General features: G+C 41.6%; 23 protein-coding genes. 6 read left to right on the top strand and 17 right to left on the bottom strand.

Annotated elements, in window-relative coordinates; all coding sequences use genetic code 11:
• Positions 1-31: 31 nt before the first annotated feature.
• Both AC1DO4_RS13050 and AC1DO4_RS13045 read left to right on the top strand, forming a co-directional pair.
• A complete protein-coding gene (locus tag AC1DO4_RS13050; RefSeq protein ID WP_477416425.1) occupies positions 32-859 on the top strand; it encodes a sterol desaturase family protein in 828 nt (275 codons plus the stop codon).
• A gap of 168 nt (positions 860-1,027) precedes the next feature.
• Positions 1,028-1,930 carry a YncE family protein gene (locus tag AC1DO4_RS13045; RefSeq protein WP_477416423.1) on the top strand — a complete coding sequence of 301 codons (903 nt, stop codon included), beginning with the start codon at positions 1,028-1,030 and terminating at the stop codon, positions 1,928-1,930.
• A 204-nt stretch (positions 1,931-2,134) separates the two neighbouring features.
• Here AC1DO4_RS13045 and AC1DO4_RS13040 read toward each other — a convergent pair whose 3' ends face one another.
• The gene (locus AC1DO4_RS13040; RefSeq protein WP_477416421.1) at positions 2,135-4,363 is read right to left on the bottom strand and encodes a putative Ig domain-containing protein; all 2,229 of its coding nucleotides are present in this window, start codon (positions 4,361-4,363) and stop codon (positions 2,135-2,137) included.
• 329 nt (positions 4,364-4,692) lie between these two features.
• On the bottom strand, positions 4,693-6,705 hold the full coding sequence (locus tag AC1DO4_RS13035) for a glycoside hydrolase family 127 protein (protein ID WP_477416419.1): 2,013 nt from the start codon (positions 6,703-6,705) through the stop codon (positions 4,693-4,695).
• A gap of 424 nt (positions 6,706-7,129) precedes the next feature.
• Here AC1DO4_RS13035 and AC1DO4_RS13030 point away from each other — a divergent pair, with 424 nt between their 5' ends.
• On the top strand, positions 7,130-7,567 hold the full coding sequence (locus AC1DO4_RS13030) for a hypothetical protein (RefSeq protein WP_477416417.1): 438 nt from the start codon (positions 7,130-7,132) through the stop codon (positions 7,565-7,567).
• Positions 7,568-8,059: 492 nt separating this feature from the next.
• On the top strand, positions 8,060-8,413 hold the full coding sequence (locus tag AC1DO4_RS13025; protein WP_477416415.1) for a hypothetical protein: 354 nt from the start codon (positions 8,060-8,062) through the stop codon (positions 8,411-8,413).
• Positions 8,414-8,453: 40 nt separating this feature from the next.
• On the opposite strand, the gene AC1DO4_RS13020 is transcribed toward AC1DO4_RS13025, so the two are convergent.
• Positions 8,454-8,717, bottom strand: a complete 264-nt coding sequence (locus tag AC1DO4_RS13020; RefSeq protein WP_477416413.1) for a DUF1905 domain-containing protein — start codon at positions 8,715-8,717, stop codon at positions 8,454-8,456.
• A 120-nt stretch (positions 8,718-8,837) separates the two neighbouring features.
• Between AC1DO4_RS13020 and AC1DO4_RS13015 the strand changes: the two genes are divergently transcribed.
• Positions 8,838-9,458: an L-threonylcarbamoyladenylate synthase gene (locus AC1DO4_RS13015; RefSeq protein WP_477416411.1), complete on the top strand. Its 621-nt coding sequence runs from the start codon at positions 8,838-8,840 to the stop codon at positions 9,456-9,458.
• A gap of 294 nt (positions 9,459-9,752) precedes the next feature.
• Here AC1DO4_RS13015 and trpA read toward each other — a convergent pair whose 3' ends face one another.
• The 4 genes from trpA to trpD form a co-directional block, all read right to left on the bottom strand.
• A complete protein-coding gene (gene trpA, locus AC1DO4_RS13010) occupies positions 9,753-10,523 on the bottom strand; it encodes a tryptophan synthase subunit alpha (RefSeq protein WP_477416409.1) in 771 nt (256 codons plus the stop codon).
• A gap of 105 nt (positions 10,524-10,628) precedes the next feature.
• Positions 10,629-11,810, bottom strand: a complete 1,182-nt coding sequence (gene trpB / locus AC1DO4_RS13005) for a tryptophan synthase subunit beta (RefSeq protein ID WP_477416407.1) — start codon at positions 11,808-11,810, stop codon at positions 10,629-10,631.
• The gene (locus tag AC1DO4_RS13000; protein WP_477416405.1) at positions 11,794-12,438 is read right to left on the bottom strand and encodes a phosphoribosylanthranilate isomerase; all 645 of its coding nucleotides are present in this window, start codon (positions 12,436-12,438) and stop codon (positions 11,794-11,796) included. The genes trpB and AC1DO4_RS13000 overlap by 17 nt, the downstream gene beginning before the upstream one ends.
• A gap of 2 nt (positions 12,439-12,440) precedes the next feature.
• On the bottom strand, positions 12,441-13,430 hold the full coding sequence (gene trpD, locus AC1DO4_RS12995) for an anthranilate phosphoribosyltransferase (protein ID WP_477416403.1): 990 nt from the start codon (positions 13,428-13,430) through the stop codon (positions 12,441-12,443).
• 307 nt (positions 13,431-13,737) lie between these two features.
• Between trpD and AC1DO4_RS12990 the strand changes: the two genes are divergently transcribed.
• A complete protein-coding gene (locus AC1DO4_RS12990; RefSeq protein WP_477416401.1) occupies positions 13,738-14,682 on the top strand; it encodes an ion channel in 945 nt (314 codons plus the stop codon).
• Between the two features lie 45 nt (positions 14,683-14,727).
• Here the strand turns inward: AC1DO4_RS12990 and AC1DO4_RS12985 are convergent, their stop codons facing one another.
• The 10 genes from AC1DO4_RS12985 to AC1DO4_RS12940 form a co-directional block, all read right to left on the bottom strand.
• Positions 14,728-15,543, bottom strand: a complete 816-nt coding sequence (locus AC1DO4_RS12985) for an SDR family oxidoreductase (RefSeq protein WP_477416399.1) — start codon at positions 15,541-15,543, stop codon at positions 14,728-14,730.
• Positions 15,530-16,363 (bottom strand): glycosyltransferase family 2 protein, encoded by an 834-nt coding sequence (locus tag AC1DO4_RS12980; RefSeq protein WP_477416397.1) that lies wholly within the window; start codon positions 16,361-16,363, stop codon positions 15,530-15,532. The genes AC1DO4_RS12985 and AC1DO4_RS12980 overlap by 14 nt, the downstream gene beginning before the upstream one ends.
• A 3-nt stretch (positions 16,364-16,366) precedes the next feature.
• Positions 16,367-16,984 carry a recombination mediator RecR gene (recR, locus tag AC1DO4_RS12975; RefSeq protein ID WP_477416395.1) on the bottom strand — a complete coding sequence of 206 codons (618 nt, stop codon included), beginning with the start codon at positions 16,982-16,984 and terminating at the stop codon, positions 16,367-16,369.
• A 116-nt stretch (positions 16,985-17,100) separates the two neighbouring features.
• On the bottom strand, positions 17,101-17,955 hold the full coding sequence (locus AC1DO4_RS12970) for an AMP nucleosidase (RefSeq protein ID WP_477407711.1): 855 nt from the start codon (positions 17,953-17,955) through the stop codon (positions 17,101-17,103).
• 142 nt (positions 17,956-18,097) lie between these two features.
• On the bottom strand, positions 18,098-19,336 hold the full coding sequence (clpX, locus tag AC1DO4_RS12965) for an ATP-dependent Clp protease ATP-binding subunit ClpX (RefSeq protein ID WP_477416393.1): 1,239 nt from the start codon (positions 19,334-19,336) through the stop codon (positions 18,098-18,100).
• A gap of 143 nt (positions 19,337-19,479) precedes the next feature.
• On the bottom strand, positions 19,480-20,211 hold the full coding sequence (locus AC1DO4_RS12960) for an ATP-dependent Clp protease proteolytic subunit (RefSeq protein WP_477416391.1): 732 nt from the start codon (positions 20,209-20,211) through the stop codon (positions 19,480-19,482).
• 407 nt (positions 20,212-20,618) lie between these two features.
• Positions 20,619-21,974, bottom strand: coding sequence for a trigger factor (gene tig / locus AC1DO4_RS12955; protein ID WP_477416389.1), 1,356 nt, complete (start codon positions 21,972-21,974; stop codon positions 20,619-20,621).
• Between the two features lie 115 nt (positions 21,975-22,089).
• Positions 22,090-23,067 (bottom strand): c-type cytochrome, encoded by a 978-nt coding sequence (locus AC1DO4_RS12950; protein ID WP_477416387.1) that lies wholly within the window; start codon positions 23,065-23,067, stop codon positions 22,090-22,092.
• A gap of 40 nt (positions 23,068-23,107) precedes the next feature.
• Positions 23,108-23,830 carry a head GIN domain-containing protein gene (locus tag AC1DO4_RS12945; protein ID WP_477416385.1) on the bottom strand — a complete coding sequence of 241 codons (723 nt, stop codon included), beginning with the start codon at positions 23,828-23,830 and terminating at the stop codon, positions 23,108-23,110.
• A gap of 124 nt (positions 23,831-23,954) precedes the next feature.
• Positions 23,955-24,560, bottom strand: a complete 606-nt coding sequence (locus AC1DO4_RS12940; RefSeq protein WP_477416383.1) for a GIN domain-containing protein — start codon at positions 24,558-24,560, stop codon at positions 23,955-23,957.
• Positions 24,561-24,592: the final 32 nt, after the last annotated feature.

The following is a 24,592-nucleotide window of genomic DNA, read 5'->3' as shown; positions in this document are numbered from 1 at the left end:
TTATTACCTTTAAGTCCCTATTAATTTAACTATGCACAAACTGAGCTTATTTTTTTCTCAACATGAAGATTTATCGCAGGTACTCTTGTACGCCGGTGTAATAACAGGCCTTTGGTTTGCCGAAATGCTGGTATCACATGATGGAATCAAAACCAAATGGCAGCATTCATCAGTCAATACGCTATTTATTTTTACCGCTTTACCAATACAGCTATTATTAACAACATTTGTTGTTTTAATATCGGGCTGGGCAACCGCCCACCATTGGGGGCTTATCAATTTAATACCTTTTCATGCCAATCATTGGGTTTACTACATAGCGCTATTTATGATGCTCGATCTGTGCGAATACATTTATCATGTTACCATGCACAAGGCCGAACCGCTATGGAAATTTCACCTGGTACACCACAGCGATCTTAAGGTAGATGTATCAACAACCATAAGGGAGCATCCCTGCGAAACCTGTATCCGCACCTGCTTTTTAATGCTTTGGGTATTTATTTGTGGTCCGGCTATAGGGGTTTTAATTTTAAGGCAAACCTTTCAGTCTTTCTCCAACATCATTGCACATACCGAGTTCAGGCTATCACCAGGGTTAAATAAATTTGTGGGGCTTATATTTATTACACCCAATTTGCACCATGTACACCATCATTATCAATTACCTTATACCGATTGTAATTATGGCGATGTATTAAGCATATGGGATAGGATATTTGGCACTTACGCCAATTTAGAAAGAGAAGATACCGTTTTTGGCATTGACACCCACATGGACGAAACCCTGAACGGAACATTTTTAAATGTATTAAAAATCCCTTTCCAAAAGTTCGATCATCCCCAAAAACAGCGATGATCATTAAACAAGTATGCACTAAATACAACTTTTGTTTAACAACCGTCAAATTAACGTACGAAAATTCTTATTGGCAGCATTATTGCGCATATACATAAAAATACGATATATTTAATGCAATTTTCATAATAATATGATTTATTTGCGTTATTATTCTTAACGATTTTGATGAGCAGAAGAAAAAGATTAAAAATACTGATGCCCCTGATCATGCTGCTTTTTTTAGGGTCGTATGCCCGGCACCGCTTGCTTGATAAAAAAAATATTAGCGGGACGCTTAACAGCAAGCAAATGGACGAAATATCCGGTATTGCTGCTTCATCTATAAATCCGGATACTTATTATGTACATAATGACAGTGGCGATACAAGTCGCTTTTTTTCTATAGACTCCAAAGGAAAACTAAAAACTACTATTTATTTTAACGGTGATAAAAAAAAAMGCTTTGGAGTGCAGGATTGCGAGGATATTGCCGTAGGACCAGGTCCGAAGAAAGGAAAAAGCTATGTTTACCTGGGTGACATAGGTGATAATAATAATTCAAGGAAATGTATTACTATCTACCGTTTCCTGGAAAGCAAAGCATGGACTGTTGATACAACAACCCATGCCATACCTGAAGCCCTTCATTTAAGATATCCCGATGGGCCAAAAGACGCGGAGACTTTAATGGTAGACCCGGTTGAAAAGCTAATATACATAGTCAGCAAGCGTGGCGATTCGGTGGGTGTTTACACATCGCCGCTAAATTTAGCTGCTATTGATACAATTACCCTGACTAAAAGGGCAACATTATTTTTCGCCGGCTTTAAACCTTTTAAATGGATCACGGCGGGTGATATCTCCAAAGACGGGCAGCAAATACTATTAAAAAGCTACGAGAAAGTTTATTACTGGCGCCGCCAGTCCAATGAACATGCGTGGGATGCCATGGTAAGAAAACCAAGTGAACTACCTTATATAGCCGAAAAGCAAGGCGAGGCCATAGGTTTTACACCCGACGGCAAAGGATATTATACTACAAGCGAGGGTGTATTTTCGCCTGTTTATTATTACGATAGCCCGCGGTAGGTTTTTCTCTAAATAAAAAACAATCGTCATTGCAATGGCGCGATTGTCTGATTGCACAAAAACTTACGAAGTTTAACTCGCAATAATATTGTTTTTGGGCCTCGTTGAGGGCTTCGCCGTTTAGAAACTTCGTAAGTTTGGCCTTAACGGTATCATTTCCCCTTCAACATATGGCAAACCATTTTTAATATTTATTAAATTCTATTATTTCTCCACCCTCAGCAACAATACGCCATGCGGCGCAACTTTGGCACTTAAGGTATTGCCGGTAGTAATAATATATTTTTGCTGCCAGGCATCCCTGAATTTGGTATAGCCGCTTATTGCAGGGTCACTTTTATCAAGGCTGATGGTTTGGTATGTATCTGATGTATTAAACAAGCCGATGGCTTTGCCACCGTCCTTTAGTTCCTTTACCCATACCTGGTAATCATCTTTTTTAATGTATTGGCTGGCCCCTTTACCCAAAGCATCCTGGTCAATAGCCAGTACCTCATCATTGGTAAGCAGGCTTAGCGTAAAGCTATCCAGGTGGCCCATATCGCAACCAATCAGCAATGGCGATGCCAGCAGGCTCCAAAGGCTGATGTGGGTATACTGCTCATCAAATGTAAGGCGCGTGTTGTGCAGGCTTGGCCCCCATCCTACTTTACCTACTACCAGCATATCCGGATCATTAAAATGACCGGGCTGGGCATGCAGCGCCGCCGGTCCCTGGTTAAAACCTATATTCGACATACTTTGCCATGTATCCTGTATATCGCCGGTTGTGCGCCAGCTGTTGCCGTTAACTTCGGCGCCCCATTCCCATACATTGCCCATGCCGTACTGGCAAAGGCTATACATGATATCGCGGTTTGTTTTACCCAATGAAGCCTGCATTACCTGGTAAGGCTTCTTCAATCCGGCTAAATCCGGCTTTGGAACAATGTCAGAATAAGAGCACCAGTCGTATTTCAAATAATCAATTCCCCAGTCTGCATAAGTTTGTGCGTCCTGGTCTTCATGTTGCCAGCTACCTAAATAGCCGCCGCAGGTGCGCGGGCCGGGCGATGAATAGATGCCCATACGTAAACCCAGGCTATGTACATACCCGGTAAGCCCCTTCATATCCGGGAACTTGCTGTTGGTTACAATTTTACCGTCTGCCGCCCTTTGCTCCGCTTCCCAGCCATCATCTATGTTAATATAAGCCCAGCCATGCGCGCTTAACTTATCTACCATTGCTTTGGCCGAGATCCGTACTTTTTCATCGTTTACGCTTAAACCCCAGGCGTTCCAGCTGTTCCAGCCAAGGGCTGGTGTTAAACCTATATTATCGCCAATGCTAATGGTAAAATTTTTGGTTTTAGCACCCAAAGTATTACTTACAGTAAAAGTTACCTGGTAATCTCCTTTTTGGGCTACAGAACCGGTTATAACCCCGGTTGCGGCATCAAGCTTTAAGCCTGCAGGCAAGCCGCCTGCCTTATAAGTTAAAGGCCTTTTACCTGTAGCCGGTATCAGGTACAGGAACGGATGCCCGGGTCGTGCGCCAAATACATCAGCTCCATTAATTTTTACTTTGGCTGATGGATAAGGGGTAAGGATATAAGGAGTGGTCTCGGTTTGTACAATTGTTTTACCCGATTTTGTATCTGTAAAGGAATACGTTATGATGTATGATTTTTTTGCTAAGCGGGCAATAGAAAACGAATAGGTAAATGGTTTACCCTTAGTAAATGCTGCATCGTTGGTTTTTTCGTACAATACGGTATTGGTTTCCGGGTCGGCTACCTTAAATGCCAGCTTACCACTATATTGATACAGATTTGTAGTAAGCAGCTTAATACTTTTACTAAGGCTATTTTTATCGCCGTACTCAAAATCGGCATCTGTATTAACCGATACATGATCCATCACATCGGCCATAGTAATATTAAAAACACTGCCTTGTCCGCTGCCGTACATACCGCCGTCGCCGCCAGTATCAAATATGCGTACAGCCAGCACATTTTCTTTATCCCATAAAATAGCCGGATTATTTGCAGCTATCGTATATGAACGGCCTCCGTAATGTCCATCTTTTATAGTGCCGCTGTAGCCGCCGTATTTGGCTATCAGCTTACCATTAAGGTATACTTCATCGTTATCGTCAATAGTACCCAGGTTTAACCGAATACTGTCTTTTAGGAATGATTTTTCTTTTAATGATGATGGGATCACCACTTTGGTGCGGTACCAGCCAAAACCATCATAATTAGGATGTCCCTGGCGTTCCCAGTTGTCGTTAAGGTTAGCATTCTGCCAATGTTGGTCGTTATAAGTTGGAGATGACCATTGCACCGAATCGCCAACGGCAAGTTTCCAGCCTTTGCTCAGTGAAACCTCCTGGGTTGATGCACTTGAGCAAATGGCTACAAGGAATAACATTGTAAAGATATTTCTAATCATAATTATTTGATTAATGATACAATCAAAAGCTACCTTAAAACAAACGATGGCTTATAATTGACTCAGAACGGTTTACCGGATTGTTTATACTTTTTAAAGGTATAAAGATTTCAATAGAATAGAAATGTATACGTAACATTTATTAAACTAAAAATCCCAACCGGGCTTCATGTTGAAGTTTTGATTGGGATAGATAATTGATTAAATAAAATGTCATTCTGAACGCAGTGAAGAATCTATTCGCAGCCTATACAGGGCGATGAAGCATGGCGGCGGGCATATCCTTCACTGCATTCAGGATGACAAAAAGATGTTTAGATGATCAGGCTCTACTTACTCAGTAAATCAACAAACTTCACCTGCTCGGGGAACCATACTGTCATCTCGCCTTTACCACGGTTTGCCCATGAATAATATGGGATAGCTGTTAACGTGCTGTTGCTGGTACTTACATTTTGATTGGCTTCATCTACATTAACACTTTTTACTTCGGCCTTTAAAGTCATAACGCCATTTAGCAAATCAGCATTATATGATGGCGTAAAAACAACATCCTTAGCTACAATGAAACTGCTGGGTTTGCCGGTATTATCTTTCCATTCGGCACAATACATGATAGGGCCGCGCTGAATGGCAATCTTGCCGTTATCATCAGCTAATTTCTCGTTGGCAACTACACGCTGCACATCCATAGGCAGGGTAAGCTCAACCTTATCATTCTTTTTCCATTTTTTGCTAATCACGGCATAACCATGCTCCATTTGGTAATCAACAGCTTTGCCATTTACTTTGATCTCTATTTTTTGTGCCGACGACTTTTCGAAGCTGTACAGGTCGGATGGGATAGCTTTGTCCTGCGCCCAACCCGGGATCCTGATTTTAAGGTTCATATCCATGGCCGAGGCCGGATCGATATTAAATACCAGGCCGCCATCCCATGGGTAATTATTCTGCTGGGTTATTTTAAGCGCCTTGTCACTTACCTTTAAATTTGCCGAGCCGCTGATGAACAGGTTTACATAAACATCTTTACCATTTTGCGCATACATATAGCCGGGGATAGATGGAATAAGACGTACAATATTGGTTGGGCAGCATGAGCAGGTAAACCAGCCTGAGCGCGAGCGCTCAATATCGGGATGCGTAAAACTATCACGAATCTGCATGGCATTGGTATAAAAGAATGATTTACCATCAAGCCCAACGCCTGATATCAATCCATTATACAAGGTTTTCTCCAACAGGTCGATATATTTTGAATCGCCGTGCAATAAAAACATCCTCTGGTTCCAGAATACGTTGCCTATGGCTGCGCAGGTTTCGTTATAAGCGGTGGTGTTTGGCAATTCGTAATTACCGCCAAAGCGTTCGCCATCGCCAACCGCGCCAATACTGCCTTGTACGTATATTTTTTTGCTCACCATGTTATCCCAGATCTTATCAATGGCAGCTATATATGCTTTATCACCTGTTAACGCTGCAACATCCGTCATGCCCGAGTAAAGGTACATGGCCCGTACGGCATGGCCTTCGGCTTCTTCCTGGTTGGTAACTGGCGTATCATCCTGCCAGTAAACGCCGTTGTCGAATGGATTTTTGCTTTTCTTGTTGTATTCCTTATGACCGCGGGCATCTATAAAAAATTTAGCCAGGTCAAGATATTCCTTTTTACCACTGATGCGGTACAGGCGTACCAGCCCCATTTCTACAATTTCGTGCCCCGGCGCTACCGTCCTTTTACCCGGACCAAACGTGCGCACCAGCAAATCGGCATTTTTTAGCGCGATGTTCAAAAAGTTGCGTTTGCCGGTAGCCATATAATGCGCGGCAGCGGCTTCAAACATGTGGCCGCAGTTATACAGCTCATGGCTCATGTTCTGCTCATTAACCCAGCGCTCGGGCCCTGCCCAGGCCTGTGGATGTATGGGGTCGATGGTACGGGCGGTGTACAGGTAGCCATCGGGCTCCTGGGCCTTGCCTACTATGGTAATAAGCGAATCGAGATAATGATCTAACTGTTTATCGGGATGAACAGCCAGCGAGTATGAGGCGCCCTCAACTGTTTTATAAATATCGGTATCATCAAAAGGATAGGTAGTACAAAACTTACCCGAATGCGCAGCAGCCATCTGGAAATTTTTTACCCTGCCGGTACTTTCGCAACGTGCAAAGGATGCCGGGATAGTTGCCGTACGATTGGTTTCGATACGCGAGGTCCAGAAATGGTCACTAAGCTTTACGCTGGTAAACGGAACCGGTTGTATGGGGTAATCCTGCTGTTTTTGCGCAAAAGCCGAAAAGCTGCAGCATACAGCTATTAATAAACTGATCTTCTTGTTCATAACAGGTTTTAATAATTGGTAACGGTAGTTAAAGGTAATACATTTCAAATGTACATTAATTGTTCTTTTCACACTAATTAATTTTAGCAAATAATAACTGAAAATTAGCCGGATTTGGATTGAAGGTTCGGGAGATTTTCAATTCCTTCCAAACGGGCTATCGGGTGTACACATTTTTTTTGTCGGGAAAAATCTAAAATCGAACCCAAAACGTGTCATTTCTCACTCGCGCCCCACTCACCCTCCCCTTCGCTCAATCGAAATGACATCTTCTTTTATTAAAAAAGACGCGTACACGCAGTAGCTTACAACTCATAATAAATTTATAATATTGATAATCAATAATATACAATTTATATAGTACTTTGCATTGCATAATACTATATAAAACACCTATCTTTATTTAAAACTTAATAATCAACAAATGAAAACAGCATTCAACTTAAAAAAAACGCTTTTCATCATCTTTTTGATGGTAGCCGGTACCACAGCAGCTTTTGCGCAGTGCGACCAAACCGTAACCTTAACATCATCAAAAACAGATCAGTTTGATGACCAGGGCCACATTGACAGCAGGGACGAACACACGGTTATTACCATTTCTAAAACAGAAATAACCATTGTTCCGGGAGGTGAGGATCATAAGATGTCGGGACCAATCAGCTCAAAAACCTGCGACTGGCAAACGCCGTTTAAAGAAGGTAAAACTATTATTAAAGCAAAACTTAGTGATGAAAATGGCAATCACGAAAAAAACGCCACAATAACTATTACGGGTGTGGCAGGCAAAATTACGCTTACGTTTGAAGCCGAGGAAAAGCCGGGAAAAAAGATCCAGGTAATAGCCGATAAATTTGAGTAGGCTTAATAATTTCTTTGCGTGAGGTGGATGGTATTCGTCTCACGCATATTTTTTTTCTATATCTGCGATCGCCTTGGTGAAATGATGTTTCAGCATGGCGGCGAGCCGACTCACCCCGACATCACTGCGCTTGTCACCCCTCTCTCCGCTTGCGCATAGAGGGGATTTGAAAAATCAATAAAAATGTTTTAAACCCTCTTTCCAACGAAGTTGAAGAGAGGGTCGGCCAGCGAAGCGTAGCCGGGGTGAGTCGTTGCAAGCATACAGAGCCGATTGCTTTGTTTAAACCGACACGTCATTACAGTTTTTCCAGGATTACCCTGACTGATACTCGTTTCAGGTTGTTGGATTCGCAATAGGTTTATCTCAACCTATCATAATTTGTTCCCCCCTTCCATTTCTTCACCAATAAAATTGAAGCAAAACTTAACCTGTTGTTTATGATAAATTTTAATGCGGAACCTACTTTTACCGGCAGAAGAAACAACACTCATGAAAAGAAAATTTTTAACAACTGCATTGTTATCATGCTGCTTTTTAGCCTGTTTTGCTGCCATTGCCGATTTCTCGGGCAAGTGGGCGGGTATCCTTACAACCGAGAATGGAGATAAATATCCCCTGGTTTACGATTTTAAAATTGACGGTGATAAATTAACCGGATCCGCGCAAACCCCTAAAGGCGAACTCCCTATTGATGACGGCAAAGTAAACGGCGATAAATTCACTTTCACCGTAACATTAGGCGACCTGGAGATCCCTCACAGCGGTAAGTTTTACGGTGATTCTATCGGGGTTGATATAGCAGCTAACGGAGCAAAGGCGCATACAACGCTGAAGAGGAAGTAGAAGTATTATTAGCTGTTTATTGGGTTGATCAGGAAGCTACTTAAAATGGGACGGTTATTGCAAGCTGCTCAAATGGGATAAATGGACCGTCATTGCGAGGCACGAAGCAATCGCATGCTATACAGAACTGACCTGCACAGTTCACGATTGCTGCGCTATGCGTTCCATTACCCATGGCCATAAAACAACTACGGAATGGCTGCCCGTCAACATTAACTTTTACAAGTCCACGTGTTTTGAAAAACTCAACAGATTCGGTCCATACGATATAAGTCCACCCGCCTTTACCCGGGCTTTTTTGCAAAACCGCGGTAATTGGATGTTTAACATGGCTAAATGATGTTTTAAAACCGGTTATTTATGACAATTATACCTGTATCACAACGTTTTTTAAACCACTTAGCGGTATATTTGTTTATCTATTATGCTTATTAAAATATATCCCGAAAACCCGAACCCGAAAGCTATAGAACAGGTTGTTGAAGTATTGCGCAAAGGCGGATTGATCATCTACCCAACTGATACTATTTATGGCCTCGGTTGCGATATTACCAACCACAAAGCTATCGAAGCTATTTGCAGGATCAGGAATATCAAACCCGAAAAAGCAAATTTTTCCTTCATCTGTTACGACCTGAGCCATATATCCGACTATATAAAGCCGATTGATAACACCACCTTCCGGGTGTTGAAGAAGGCATTACCCGGGCCGTTCACTTTTATATTTAACGCCAGCCACAAAGTGCCAAAGCTATTAAGCTCCAATAAAAAAACGGTTGGTATAAGGGTGCCCGATAATAATATTGCCCGCGAAATTGTGCACGTATTGGCTAACCCCATTCTTTCTACCTCCATCAGGGACGATGATGATATCATAGAATATTCTACCGACCCCGAACTGATCTATGAAAAATACCAGGACCTGGTTGATATTGTTATTGATGGCGGGTATGGCGATAACGTAGCCTCAACCGTGGTTGACTGTACATCCGGCGACTTTGAAGTTATCCGTGAAGGTAAAGGAGATCTGGAATTGTATTTGTGAGCTACAATAATTAAAATATACTATAACATACGTTATTACGAGGTACTAAGCATAAAAATCCTGTAAAAACAACAATGACGCGTTGATTTTAGAACCCAAAAACAACCACGTCATTGCGAGGCACGAAGCAATCCCCGAATTACAGAGTAACTATGCAAATCCGATCTGTATTTTGGGGATTGCTTCGTCGTACCTCCTCGCAATGACGATCACGAGGCGGTTGCGATATCCATACATGTCATTACTGTTTTTCCAGCTGGGCTGCTCGGTACCCGCAATGACGGATACTTCTGTTTACCCCCTTATTGCTTTAATAAACCCAGGAATTTTTTCCATATACCCTTCTTCGGCTAAAAGCTTTACAAACTTGCTGCCTACAATTGCGCCGTTTGCGTATGCACAGGCTTGTTTAAAGGTATTATTGTCCGAAATGCCAAAGCCTATGATGGTTGGATTTTTAAGGTCCATGGCTTTTATGCGTTTATAGTAATCTTCAATACTGTTGGTCAGTTTCAGGTCGCCACCGGTTATGGATGATGACGACAGCAGGTAAATAAAGCTGTTGCTCAGGTTATCAATCTTGCGGATGCGGTCTTCTGATGTTTGAGGAGTTACCAGGAATATATTGCTCAGGTTATTATCAATAAAGCAGGACGAATACATCTCTTCGTACTCGTACATGGGCAAATCGGGCACTATAACACCATCAACACCCAGCTCCGCAGCCTTTTTACAGAAACGTTCGATACCATATTGAACTATAGGGTTAAAATAACCCATCAATAGTATAGGGATTGTTACACTTTTTCTCAGCTCAGTTAACTCCTCAAATAACTTGTTCAGGGTCATCCCATTTTCCAGGGCCTGTTCAGAACTGTGCTGAATGGTAGGTCCGTCTGCAACGGGATCCGAGTATGGGAAACCTATTTCCAGGAAATCGGCCCCGGCTTTTTCCAAAGCTTCGGCAATAGCTACCGTAGTATTTAAAGCAGGATACCCGGCTGTGTAGTATATGGATAACAGGTTATCCTTTTTTGATGTAAAAAGCTGGTTTAAGCGGTTCATTATGCGGTTTATTTGTCTGAACCGGAATTTATCGAATTTGTAGAATTACTCGAATTTTAAAATTCTGTAAATTCATTAATTCTGAGAATTCCGGTTCAGACCATTTTAGAAATTAAAGTATTTTATATACGTATCCAAATCCTTATCTCCCCTGCCCGATATGCAGATCACTACGGTATCATCGGCCTTAAATGTCATTTTCTCTAACTGTGCCAATGCATGTGCCGTTTCGATGGCCGGGATAATGCCCTCCATTTGCGAACAAAGTAAACCCGCCTGCAAAGCTTCATCATCGGTAATGCTGGTATATTGTGCACGGTTTATTTTATACAAATGCGCGTGCTGCGGACCAATACCAGGATAATCCAATCCCGCCGAAATGGAATACGGTTCAATAACCTGCCCATCTGGTGTTTGCATCAATATGGTACGGCTACCATGCAGCACCCCTTCATGACCTAAAAAAGTAGTAGCTGCTGAGTGCCCGCTATCCACACCTTTGCCGGCTGCTTCAACCGCAATGAGTTTTACCTGCTCGTCATCTAAAAAATGATAAAACATCCCCATTGCATTACTACCACCGCCCACGCAGGCCATTACATATTGCGGCAGATCATTACCGGTTTGCTCCAGCAACTGTTTTTTTGTTTCTTCGGATATAATCGATTGAAAACGGGCCACCATATCCGGGTACGGGTACGGCCCAACAACCGAACCAATAATGTAATGTGTATCAACCGGGTTACCAATCCAATCGCGCAAGGCCTCGTTGGTTGCGTCCTTAAGCGTTTTACTTCCCGATGAAGCCGGCCTTACCGTAGCGCCCAGCATTTTCATACGCGATACATTAGGAGCCTGGCGGGCCATGTCGATCTCGCCCATATAAACTACACATTCTATACCCATCAGGGCGCAAACCGTAGCAGTGGCCACACCATGCTGCCCGGCGCCGGTTTCGGCTATGATGCGTTTTTTGCCAAGGCGCTTGGCCAGCAGGATTTGCCCGATGGCGTTATTGATCTTATGCGAACCGGTATGGTTAAGATCTTCCCGTTTAAAAAATATGTTGGCGCCATACTTTTCCGAATATCTTTTAGCATGATATAATGGCGAAGGCCTGCCCACGTAATTTTTCAGCAGGTCGTCAAATTCAGCTTTAAAATCCGCATCGCTAATGATGCTGAGGTATTGCTGTCTTAGTTCCTCCACGTTTGGGTACAGCATTTCGGGGATGTAGGCGCCGCCAAAATCGCCGTAATAACCATGTTCGTTAACTCCGTACTTCATCGTTAATATTTTGTTTTTTGATGATCTCAAATGCTTGTTCAAGTTTACTGATGTTTTTCACACCAGGCGCCGTTTCAAAACGGCTGTTCAGATCAACCCCATAAAACTGCGGGTGACTTATCTTTTTTATTTCATCCAGGTTATCAAGGCTTATCCCACCCGATAAGAAGAAGGGTACATCCAGTTTATAATTATTCAGCATACCCCAGTTGAAGGTTTTTCCCGAACCACCATAAGCAGCGGTTTTGGTATCGAACAGAAAATAATCTACTTTGTTTACATAATTATTAAGCTTGCCGAAATCAAAATTTTCATCCAGGCCAAAAGCTTTAAACACGGTAACCCTGTTCTTAAAATTTTCGCAAAAATCCGGCGTTTCGTCGCCATGCAGTTGTATTACGTCAAAATTATAGGCATCAATCAACTTATTTATATTTTCCTCAATTTCGTTTACAAAAACCCCTGTTTTCTTTATATTTTTCTCGATTTTTCTTAATTTTTCTGCAGGTAATTGAGCAATATATCGCGGCGAAGGTCCGTAACAAATAAAGCCCAGGTAGTCCGGTTTTAAGGCGGCTACGGCTTCAATATTTTCGGGATCTTTTAAACCACAAACTTTTATTTTCATGCTTAGTTCTGCAATAAGATATTGAAACTGTTGAGTGCCTTCCTGGTAAGCAAAGCTTCTTCGGCCTCATAAAAACAATCGGCAAAAGTTTTTTCGGGGCCGATGGTTTTGATAGCCAGCGCCGCGTTTGATAACACCACGTTATTCTGCGCTGTGGTGCCTTTCCCGTTAAGTACATTGCTAAATATTGCTGCTGAGGCACTTACAGTATCACCACCGGCTATGTCAGTAGGGTTTAGTTTTTCAAAACCTAAACTTTCAACACTATGTATCTTTTCGCCATCGGCCGAGAATGTTTTAAAATCGCAGGTGAGCGATACCTCATCGTAACCTTCCAAAGCATTTACTATAGTGTATTTGGTGGTTGATTTTTGGTAAAGATATGCATACACACGGGCCAGCTCAAGATTAAACACACCAACAAGCTGATTACCAGGCTTTGCCGGATTAACCAGCGGCCCCAGCATATTAAAAAACGTTTTTACAGCAAGCTCTTTGCGGATAGGTGCAACCGTTTTCATAGCCGGGTGAAACAAGGGGGCATGCAAAAAGCAAATATTTGCCTTATCAATTCCTCTTTTCAGCTTATCGGCATCATTAGTGAACTGATAACCAAGATATTCCATCACATTTGATGAACCACAACCCGAAGATACCCCATAGTTACCGTGTTTGGCCACTTTATAGCCTGCACCCGCTACAACAAACGATGCAAGGGTTGATATATTAAATGTATCCTTCCCATCGCCGCCTGTACCGCAAAGGTCTATCAGCTCATCGGTTTCCAGGTTAATGGGCAGGCAAAGCTCCAGCATGGCATCGCGAAAGCCTTCCAGCTCGTTAACGGTAATGCTGCGCATGCAATAGGCCGTCATAAAGGCAGCCATTTGCGAGTTATTATATTTACCCTGCGCAATGTTCATCAAAATTTCTTTCGACTGCTCCCTGCTGAAGGTTTTGTGTTCAAAAAGATGATTAAGTATCTGTTTCATATGCTCGCTCCCTAAGCCCCTACAGGGGAATTTTGATTTGCGTCGTTACTATTATTTTCCATCCTGGTTTATCACCCCCGGCGGTTAACGGAGGCCGGTGGACTAAAAAAAAAGGGTTACCGTATGGCAACCCTTCTGAATATTATGTTAAAAAACAAAAAACGGAATTGCCTTACGATTACTCGTTAAGCCACCACCAGTTATTGTTTATTGCGTTTATTTTCATTTATGCCACAAATATGGAAATAGTTTTTATAAAAACAAACAGAATGATAAATTTACCATGGCTGAAGGCTAAAATGTGAATATGGCTATACATAAAGAAAAAATAAACCCCGAGGATGATCTTGGCTTTGGCACGCAGCCTGTTGTAAAAAGCCAGCCGGTTATTAATAAGGATGGTTCTATTAACGTAAAACGCACCGGGCTGCCATTTTTCAGTACCTCAAATAACTATCACTCGCTAATTACCATGAGCTGGAGTAAGTTTTGGGCGATAGTTTTAAGCGGATATTTAACAGCTAACCTGTTTTTTGCATTCATATATGTTTCGCTGGGCACTGATAGTCTTGACGGTAAAAGCGGTACAACTTATTTTGACCATTTTATGGATGCCTTCTTTTTTTCGGCACAAACCATTTCAACGGTTGGTTACGGGCACATCAGCCCCCTGGGAATGGCTGCAAACAGTGTAGCAGCATTTGAATCGATGATGGGCTTACTGGCTTTTGCGTTGGCAACCGGTTTGCTTTACGGGCGTTTCTCCCGCCCATCGGCCAAAATATTGTATAGCAATAATGTGCTGATAGCCCCTTATCGTGATAATGGCAGGGGACTGATGTTCAGGCTGGCCAATTTACGGCGCAATATATTGATTGACCTGGAAATGGAAGTTGTTTTTGGCTACAACGAGGAAGTAAACGGCAAGGTGATCCGCAAGTTTTTCCAGCTGGAACTGGAAAGGAAGTATGTAAGTATTTTAACCCTGAACTGGACGGTAGTACACCCGCTTGACGAAAACAGCCCCTTAAAAGACATGACCCCGGAAGAACTTGAAACCAACCAGGCCAGCCTATCGGTTATTCTTAAAACCTTTGATGATACATTCTCTCAAACCGTGCACTCACGTACGTCATACATATACTCGGATATAGTTTGGGGTGCTAAATTTAAGCCAGTGTTCCACAGGAATGAAGATGGCCAGGCGATTTTGGATTTGAGTAAGATAAGTGAATATGAGGTGGTTCAATAGTTAATTGGTGCTTATTGCTTTTATATTTTTCTGAAGACGTATAAGCTATCTCAAAAGCGGATTCTTTTCCTTTGTAAAAACATTGTACACCATTTTATCTAAAAAAGCGGGTAACAGTTTACTTAACAGCACTGTAAGTTTGCCCTGCAAAGTCATAACAAGGGTGCGGGAGCGATTTTCGACACCAGCAACAATAATTTTAGCAACCTGGTCAGATGTCATCATTTTATCTTCTTCCAGGGTACTTTCTCTTTGCTCTACCCCTTCTTTATTAAGCGCAGTATTGCGGATGTTTGATGCCGTAAAACCCGGGCAGGCAGTTAATATATGTACGCCGGTTTTAAGGTTTTCGACCCTTAAAGCATCCAAAAAACCATTCACAGCAAATTTTGACGCAGAATAACCTATCCGGCCGGGCAAACCTTTATAGCCTGCGATGGATGATACGCCTACAATACTTCCTTTGGTTTTGGTAATTTCGGGCAGGGCGTATTTTGTACAGTACACTGTTCCCCAAAAATTAACATCCATGATAGATTTGAGCACTTTCAAATCCACATCCTTAAACAGCGCCCGCATGGTTATACCTGCATTATTTATCAGCACGTCTATTTTACCAAAAGTAGTAAGGGTTTGTTTGATGAGCTGAGCGCAATCGTCCTCAATGGTAACATCACATTGTATGGCTAACGCCTTTGTTTGATATCGCCTTTCTATATCCTGTGTAATAACGCAAAGGGTAACGTACTGGCGGGCCGCCAATACAACGATGGCTCCCCGTTTAGCACATTCAATAGCCAATGATTTTCCGATGCCGGATGATGCCCCGGTAATAACTATAACTTTATCATTTAACTTCATAAGCAGAAGGGAATAGCTGCGGTAAGCCCTCCACTTTAATTTCGGGCACCTTAAATAAATATTTGGTCGCGAAGATAATCATCGCACCATAAAATTCCTTAAGGTAGCTCCAGCTAAATTTCACACTGCCTTTACTGTTGAAGTTAATGATATATGTTTTGGGGAAATAGTAGTTTTTAAATCCGGCAAGCCTTATACGATAGCTCAGGTCGATATCATAACCATAAGTACGAAAGCGTTCATCAAACAAGCCGGTTTGATTAATAGCTTCTTTACGCATCAGCATAAAAGCGCCATTTACCACATCAGTTTCTGATGTTTGAAATTCCTCTACCCAATCCTTATGTTGTACATCTGTTAAACGCGATTTTGAAAAATGCCTGGCCAAACCTGTAAGCTTAAAAAACACTTCCCATGGCCTGGTGAAACCGTGTTTAGATTCTTTCAGGAACCTGCCATCGGGCGTTATCATACGCACGCCCAAACCGCCGGCATCTAAATGCATATCCATAAATTCCAATGACTTCTCAATGGTCTTTTTGCCTGTAATTGTATCCGCACTGACTACTAAAATATACTCACCTGTAGTTTGTTTAATACCCTGATTATAGGCTTTTGCAATACCCTCGTTGTGGGTGTTAGCTATTACCTTAACTTCAGGAAACTCCTTTTTAATCATATCTACAGATTTATCCGCAGATGCATTGTCGATCACAAAAACCTCGTTTTCAACGCCCGTAACAGCCTCCATTAACGAATTAAGGGCAATCCTGAGCATTGCACAGGCATTGTGGTTTACAACTATTACGGATAGTTTCATATCTTACTTTGACAAGGAATTTTCATACGGAACACGTGTAGCAATGGATCGCCCTAAGGTGATCTCATCTACGTACTCCAATTCACCCCCAAAGGCTATGCCACGGGCTATAGTTGATATGGTAATATTGAAAGATTTTACTCTTTTATGAAGATAGAACAATGTAGTATCGCCCTCCATGGTAGCGCTAAGGGCAAAAATGATTTCTTTGGTTTCGTTATTTTTTAAGCGTTCTACCAAAGTATCAACCTGCAGATCCGAAGGTCCTACCCCATCCATTGGGGATATTAAGCCCCCAAGCACATGATAAATCCCATTATATTGATTGGTATTTTCAATGGCCATTACATCCCGGGTGTCTTCAACCACGCAAATGAGGCTGTGATCGCGTTTGTGTGATGAGCAGATCTCGCAAACAGCATTATCGGATATATTATGACAAACAGAGCAAAACTGAATTTCATTACGGAGCTTGCTTATAGCAGTGCTAAACCGCTCAACATCCGGTTTATCCTGGTTTAGCAGATGCAACACCAGCCGAAGAGCGGTTTTTTGGCCCACCCCCGGTAGTTTAGCAAACTCGGCTACAGCATTCTCCAGCAACTTGGACGAAAAGTTCATTTTGCGAAGTTAATAATAAGTAAGGAAGTCCGAAAGTCGGGGAAGTCTGAAAGAATAGATTAGCTTAATAACAACCATTCTTTTCAACCTCTCCACTAATCAACCATTCAAAAACCTTAAAACTTCAGATGCTTAACAGTTAAGCCATTATTGATCAGTTGCTTTAACGATTCGATACCTATTTTCAAATGTGTTTCTACATATTGCTCGGTTACGGTTGAGTCACTTTCGGCGGTTTTTACACCTTCCGGAATCATCGGCTGATCTGATACCAGCAGCAATGCACCGGTTGGAATCTTGTTGGCGAAACCGGTAGTGAAAATGGTGGCAGTTTCCATATCAACAGCCATGGCGCGCAGATCCTTCAAATATTTTTTAAACACTTTATCATGTTCCCAAACGCGGCGGTTGGTGGTGTAGCAGGTACCGGTCCAATAATCGCGCGAGAAATCACGAATGGTGGTTGAGATGGCTTTCTGCAGGGCAAATGATGGCAATGCAGGTACTTCCGGCGGTAGGTAATCGTTTGATGTTCCTTCGCCCCTGATGGCCGCTATCGGCAGGATAAGGTCACCTACGTTGTTCTTCTTTTTAAGGCCGCCGCATTTGCCTAAAAATATAACCGCTTTGGGATGAATGGCCGTAAGCAGGTCCATCACGGTTGCTGCTACCGAGCTTCCCATTCCAAAGTTAATAATGGTAATACCATTGGCAGTAACGCTTTGCATTGGTTTCTCCAGGCCCATGATAGGCGCGTTGTCGTTCCATTGCGAAAACAGCTGTATGTATTTAGAAAAATTGGTTAATATAATATAATCACCAAAGGCTTCCAGCGGCCTGCCGGTGTAACGCGGCAACCAGTTGGCAACAATGGCATCCTTGGTTTTTAACCCCGATTTTACCGGCGAACCCACTTCTTTTACTACCGCTGCATCGGTAGGATTTTTTTTAACATTTAATTCTTCGTTCATATGCGTAATATTTTTGCTTTTAATCTCCAATGGCAGCCCTGAAGCTGCCTGTTGAAAATTTCTGCTTATACAACAAACCCCGGCGTTGCACCAGGGTCTGCATTTATTTTAATAAAGATAGCTATCGATTTTTACCGGTAGGTTAAGCTACTTTTAATTTTTTCAGATCTGATTTATCAAATTTCTCGTGAGCATAATCCAATGTAATGTGCAGGCGTTTTACATCTTTTTTTGATGGGAACTCAAACATCGCATCAATCATGATGGCTTCACATATCGAACGTAAACCCCTTGCTCCCAGCTTAAATTCCATTGCCTTATCAACAATAAACTCCAGCACCTCATCTTCAAAATCAAGCTTTACGCCTTCATATTCAAACAGTTTTTTGTATTGTTTCAACAATGAATTTTTAGGCTCGGTTAATATGTTACGCAGGGCAGTCCTGTCAAGCGGATTTAAATAAGTTAATATTGGTAACCTGCCAATCAGTTCTGGTATTAAGCCAAATGATTTCAAATCCTGCGGGGTGATGTATTTGTACAGGTTTTTCATATCTACCTCGCCATCATCGCGCTTTAATTTGTAACCAACTGTTTGGGTACGCAGGCGGTTCGCTATTTTACGGTCGATACCGTCAAAGGCTCCACCGCAAATAAATAGTATATTACTGGTATTAACAGTGATCATTTTCTGATCGGGGTGCTTACGGCCACCCTGTGGTGGTACGTTAACCATAGTACCTTCCAGTATTTTTAACAATGCCTGTTGTACCCCTTCGCCGGATACATCACGGGTGATGCTGGCGTTATCGCTTTTGCGGGCAATTTTATCAACCTCATCAATATAAACAATGCCTTTCTCGGCAAGGGTTACATCATAGTCGGCGGCCTGCAATAAACGGGTAAGGATACTTTCAACATCCTCGCCTACATAACCGGCTTCGGTTAATACTGTAGCATCACAAATACAAAACGGCACATTAAGTACTTTGGCCAGCGTTTTTGCAAGCAGGGTTTTACCCGTACCTGTTTCGCCAACCATTATGATGTTTGATTTTTCAATCTCAACCTCATCCTTGTCAATACGTTGATTAAGACGCTTGTAGTGATTATATACGGCTACTGATAATATCTTTTTGGCATCGTCCTGACCAATAACATATTGATCGAGGTGAGTTTTGATCTCGTATGGTTTAAGCAAAGCCGGTGCCAAAGGCGAGGCTTTTACTTTACGCACCTTTAACTCCTCAGCTAATATTTCATTAGCCTGGTTAACGCACTTATCACAGATATGAGCGTCGAGCCCTGCAATCAACATCAGGGAATCCTGTTTACCGGCGCCACAAAATGAGCACCTGATTTCCTTACTGTTTTTATTCATCTGATTCCTTTACTTGATCAAAATTAGTTAATAGGACTGAGAAATCAAAGTAATGAATGGTGAATAGCGAATGGTGAGAGGTGAAAAGATTGAAAATATTAACTTCCACTCTTACCGCTCACTATTCGCCACTCACTTATCACTTATACTTTCTTTCCTTTGCTTCCCTTTAAAATTTCATCTACCATACCAAATTCTTTGGCTTCTTCGGCTATCATCCAGTAATCACGGTCTGATGCTTCCCAAACTTTTTCGTATGATGCGCCGCTATGATCGGCAATTATCTGGTACAATTCTTTTTTCAGTTTTGTGATCTCATGATAAGTGATCTCAATATCTGATTGCTGACCTTGTGCACCGCCTGATGGCTGGTGAATCATTACCCTTGCATGCGGTAATGCCGCCCTTTTACCTTCGGTACCTGCGCATAATAATACAGCAGCCATTGAAGCGGCCATACCAGTACAAATTGTTGCTACATCATTTGATATGAACTGCATAGTATCATAAATACCTAAACCAGCATAAACCGAACCTCCCGGTGAATTGATATAAATCTGGATATCGCGTTTACTATCAGCCGATTGAAGGAACAGCAATTGAGCCTGGATAATGTTTGCAATATTTTCATAAATAGCATCACCCAGGAAAATAATGCGGTCCATCATCAGGCGCGAGAACACGTCCATCTGGGCTACGTTAAGCTGGCGTTCCTCTATAATATAAGGGGTCATGCCGGTTGGTAGGGTTGCAATACCGCTTGGCATATTGCTGCGCTCAACGTTCGAAATAAATTTATCTACGTAGATGCTGTTAATCCGGTGGTGTTTAACAGCGTAATTTCTGAATTCGTTTTTATCGATGTTACTACTCATGGTTTTTGTGTATGTTAATTTTAGGTGCAGGCTTTTTTACCCGCGATAAATATAGTTTTTAGTTGAATACAATTTTAAAAAGATAGTTTGTATAAAGTAAAAATTATTTAGCCTCATGCTACCTCCTCTAAAGGAGAGGGCTTTGAAAGGCTATTTTATAAGTGAAGTGACCTTACTCTACCGTCATTGCGAGGCACGAAGCAATCCCCGCCTTACAGAGTAGCTTTGCAAATCCGATCTGCATAGTTTGGGATTGCTTCGTACTTCGCAATGACGCGTTTTTTATGAGTGCTTTTTATGCAATATGCTATTATACACCAAAAGCAACCTTGTGAGTTGCTTTTGGTAAATTATATGTCGCTTCTTAACATCTCTCCGCCGACCGGCAGGGTAGATTTAGAGCGGGCCTATTTTTCAGAAACTAGTTTATTGAAATCGGTAAACAGGATATCTTGTTTATCCAAAGTGATCACACCTTTAATAAAGTCAAATACTCTTAATGCTTTTACTTCTTCAAATATTTTATTAGCATTCTCTTTGTTTTGCAGGTATTGAACAGTGTACTGCGCTAACTGATCTTCGGGGATCGGTTGCGGGCTGTACATTCTGAATTGCTGATCTAAACGTTGTTTAGCCAAAGCGAAAACTTCATCGTACTTAAGTTCGATTTTGTTATCAGTAATTATTTTATTTTCAATCAAAGTCCATTTAAGATTTTGAGCAAAATCATTATAACCACCTTCCAGCTCTTCTGCAGTCAGTTTTTCATTGGTAGCTTTTAACCAGCGTTTTAAAAATTCGTCAGGTAAATTAAAGTCAACTTTAGCAATGCTTACTTTGTAGATATCGTCCTGCAATTTGCGTTCAGAATCCTGCACCATCATTGTTTCAAGCTCTTCGGTAATTTTAGCTGTAAATTCCGCTTCGGTTGTTACTACACCTTCACCAAATAATTTGTCAAAGAACTCCTGGTTCAAATCACCTTCCTCTAAACGGTTAACGTTTTTAACAATTAACTGAAAGCTTGATTTTAAATCAGTCGCTTCATCTTCTTCTATCTTTAATAAACCTGCAACCTTAGCTRCATCGTTATCATAGGCTTTCTGAATATCAAACGTTAATACATCACCTTTTTTTATGCCAATCAACGAGGCTTTAATGGCTTCATCCTTGATCTGGTCTAAACGTACAGATGCGGTATTGCTTATCCCACCCTCAAAAACACTACCATCCGGAGAAAGCTGAACCAATTCGCTGTAAAGCACGTCATCATCTGCCGATACGTCAGGATTTGTCATTTTGCCATAACTGCGGCGAATATTTTTGATCCTTGAGGCCAATGTTTCCTCATCAACTTTGATTACGTATTGGGTAACTTTATCTTTTGATGAAAAGTCGATATTAAACTCAGGAGCTAAGCCCAGCTCATAGTTAAATTCAAAATCATCATTAAAATCCCAGTTATATTCCTTTTCGTTATCAAGCTTAGGTAGCGGCTGGCCTAATACCTGCAGCTTCTGCTCGTCTATGTAATTGGTTAAAGTATCCTGTAATAAGTTATTGATCTCATCAACCAATATGCTTTTACCGTACATTCTTTTTATATGTGATGCTGGCACCATACCCGGGCGAAAACCCGGCAATTTTGCTTTTTTTGCGTTTTCCTTTATCGCTTTATCAACGCGTGGCTGATAATCTTCGGGGTTGATGTTGATCTTAACAACAGCATTCAGGGCATCTACTTTTTCCTGTGTAATATTCATCTTTCTACCGGGTATTTTAATTTGATCTATTGAAACCGTAGACCGAAAATCAATTGCGGACTATACAAATTTCGAGGCGCAAAAGTATGAATTTATTTTTAATTTAAACGTCCATTTACTTCGCCATAAATTTCACAACCTGATTTTTAACCGGCTTAATAGTTTTAACATACGCATATATTGCTTCCAGATCGCCGGCTTTCATCCCCGCGTACTTATACCAGGGCATAATTGATTGAAATTCACCCGGTTTTACGCTAACCATTTTTTTGGCACTATCAGCATATAGCTTAAAACGGCTTACAAATTGTTCCTTAGTCCATGAACCAATACCGGTAGCTTTATCCGCCGTTATATTGTCCGACCGTACAATCCCTGCTCCGGGTATAGTAAACTCCCTCCCACCGGCAAATTCAAGCCCGGCTATTATTTTACCCTGGTTTACCTGGCTATGGCAATCTTTACACGCTGCAATGGTTACCAGGTATTCGCCGTACTTAAGGGTATCTTTTTCGCTGGGTACAATACCTAATGTTGCCTTTTGCGGCATGGTATGTACCAGTACATTTAACGGAAAATCAAGTTTACCTTCAGGATAATTAGTTTCTATAGGTTTTAGACTGCGCAGGTAGGCAATAACACTATACACATCCTCCCTGCTCATTTTTGAATAACCTGGCCATGGCATTAGCGGGAATATAGCCGAACCATCCTTTTTAACACCGGTTGTAATAGCGCGAAAGAGCTCACCATCGGTCCAGTTACCTAAATGGTATGGTGTAATGTTGGGCACTTCTACATTACCCGGAAAACCTACACTGGCATCAAACTTTTCGCCGCCTTTGCCTTCGGTACCCGTTATCATAGGGCCGGCAAATTTGGTCCAGTCGCGGGTGGAGTGGCAATCCATACACAAGGTTACATGGTTGGCCAGGTACCTGCCCCGTTCAATACGCTGCGGGGTGGCATCTATTTTAATATTAGCGGGGTCGCCAACATTTGGCAGTGCCAGCGTAATATACGATACGCCGCCAATTACAATTAAAATTACAGCTACCACAACGTAAGCTGTATACTTTAAAAACTTTTTCATGATAAGGTTATAAGGTTGAGGTTTTTGCTTTCAGGCTACATCAATCAACCTTTTTTACAGTTGATGCTCCTGATTTATCGTTATTTACTGTTGATGGTGAACCCTTATAATCAATATCGGCAGCACCGCTTGAGTGTATATTTAATGTTTTTAATACGTTGATCCGGCAATGGCTTACTCCCGAGGTGTTGATCACATAATCGCCAACCACAAAATCAAAGGCATTGATTTTAGATACCCCGCTTGATTCTACCTTGTGCGATGCTGCCTGCCCTGTTAAATTCAGTTCGCTCATGCCACTGCCTTCGGTTACTACATTGGCTGCGTTCAGATCAAGGTTTATCCTGGTAGCACCCGACAGGTCAAACTTAATATCGCCGGTATTTATTTTACCGATTGAAGAAACTGTTACCGCGCCCGATGCACCAATTTCTTTCAGATAACGAATCCCTACGTTAACCACGATACTATCTTCCTTGCAGAAATTCTTTTTAGATTTAATGGTTAACTGGTTCCCTTCAACAGATGTTGATACATATTTAAGCAGGTTATCATCGCCCGTAATGCTGATGGTTAATGAACTATCCTGTTTTAAATTAACCTTAAATTCACCAGAAATATCCAGTTTGGTAAACTCATTGGCCTTACGGTTTTCGGTAGTAACGTTACCCGAGCCATGCACACACCTGAAACGGCATGATGAAAGTATACTTACAGATACGATAGCAACAACCGCTGCAATATTTAAACCAAGCTTTTTCATAGTATTTCTTTTTTTAGACGCTGTTTATAAACAGGAAGTTACATCAAAAATAAAAAAAGCTACCGCATTTGAGCGATAGCTTTTCAAAATATATGATGGACTTTTGCAAAAGCTGGTTTTATAATTAAAGGACCGCTAAATCATTCTCATTTTTAGCTATAGTGCCATTGGTTACTCTATCGTTGTAAGTATCGGCAACAAAGTTATTGTTGTTTACACTTGATTGTAAGTTGTGGTTTAAGGTATACATAGTAGCTGTACCGCTAAGCTCAATTTTAGCATTGTCGCTTACGTTAACATTGGCATTGTAAGTTTCAAGTTTCAATTTAGCGGTTGCATTGTTATGCAGGTTAACTTCCAGGTCAATGGCAGATAAGTTACCAAATGATTTAACTTCGGCATTGTCATAAGCGCTGATGGCGTGCAGGTCATTTGCTGTTACCCAAACTACCAGTTTTTCTTTGGTATATGATGCAATGCGTAATACACCTTTTGAGCTTTGTACCAATGCGCCTTCGGCATAGTATTTATTGTAAACCTTAACCTGGTCGGTTGTGCCGGCAGATACATAAAGCTCCACATTACCGCGGATCTCAATCTTGTTGATATTGCTTACATCGGTTAAAACGGTAGCAACAATTTTAGTATTTTTTGTAGATGCGAAAGTTGAGTTTGATAAACCGGCTACTAAAATTAATGAAGCAGCGATGGTAAATAATTTTGTTTTCATGATATTAATATTTTGATTGTCAAGTAATTGTA

Source organism: Mucilaginibacter sp. P5_A6 (assembly GCF_056400585.1).
The sequence above is the reverse complement of the archived record's forward strand: the minus strand, read 5'-3'. Positions and strand labels throughout refer to the sequence as shown.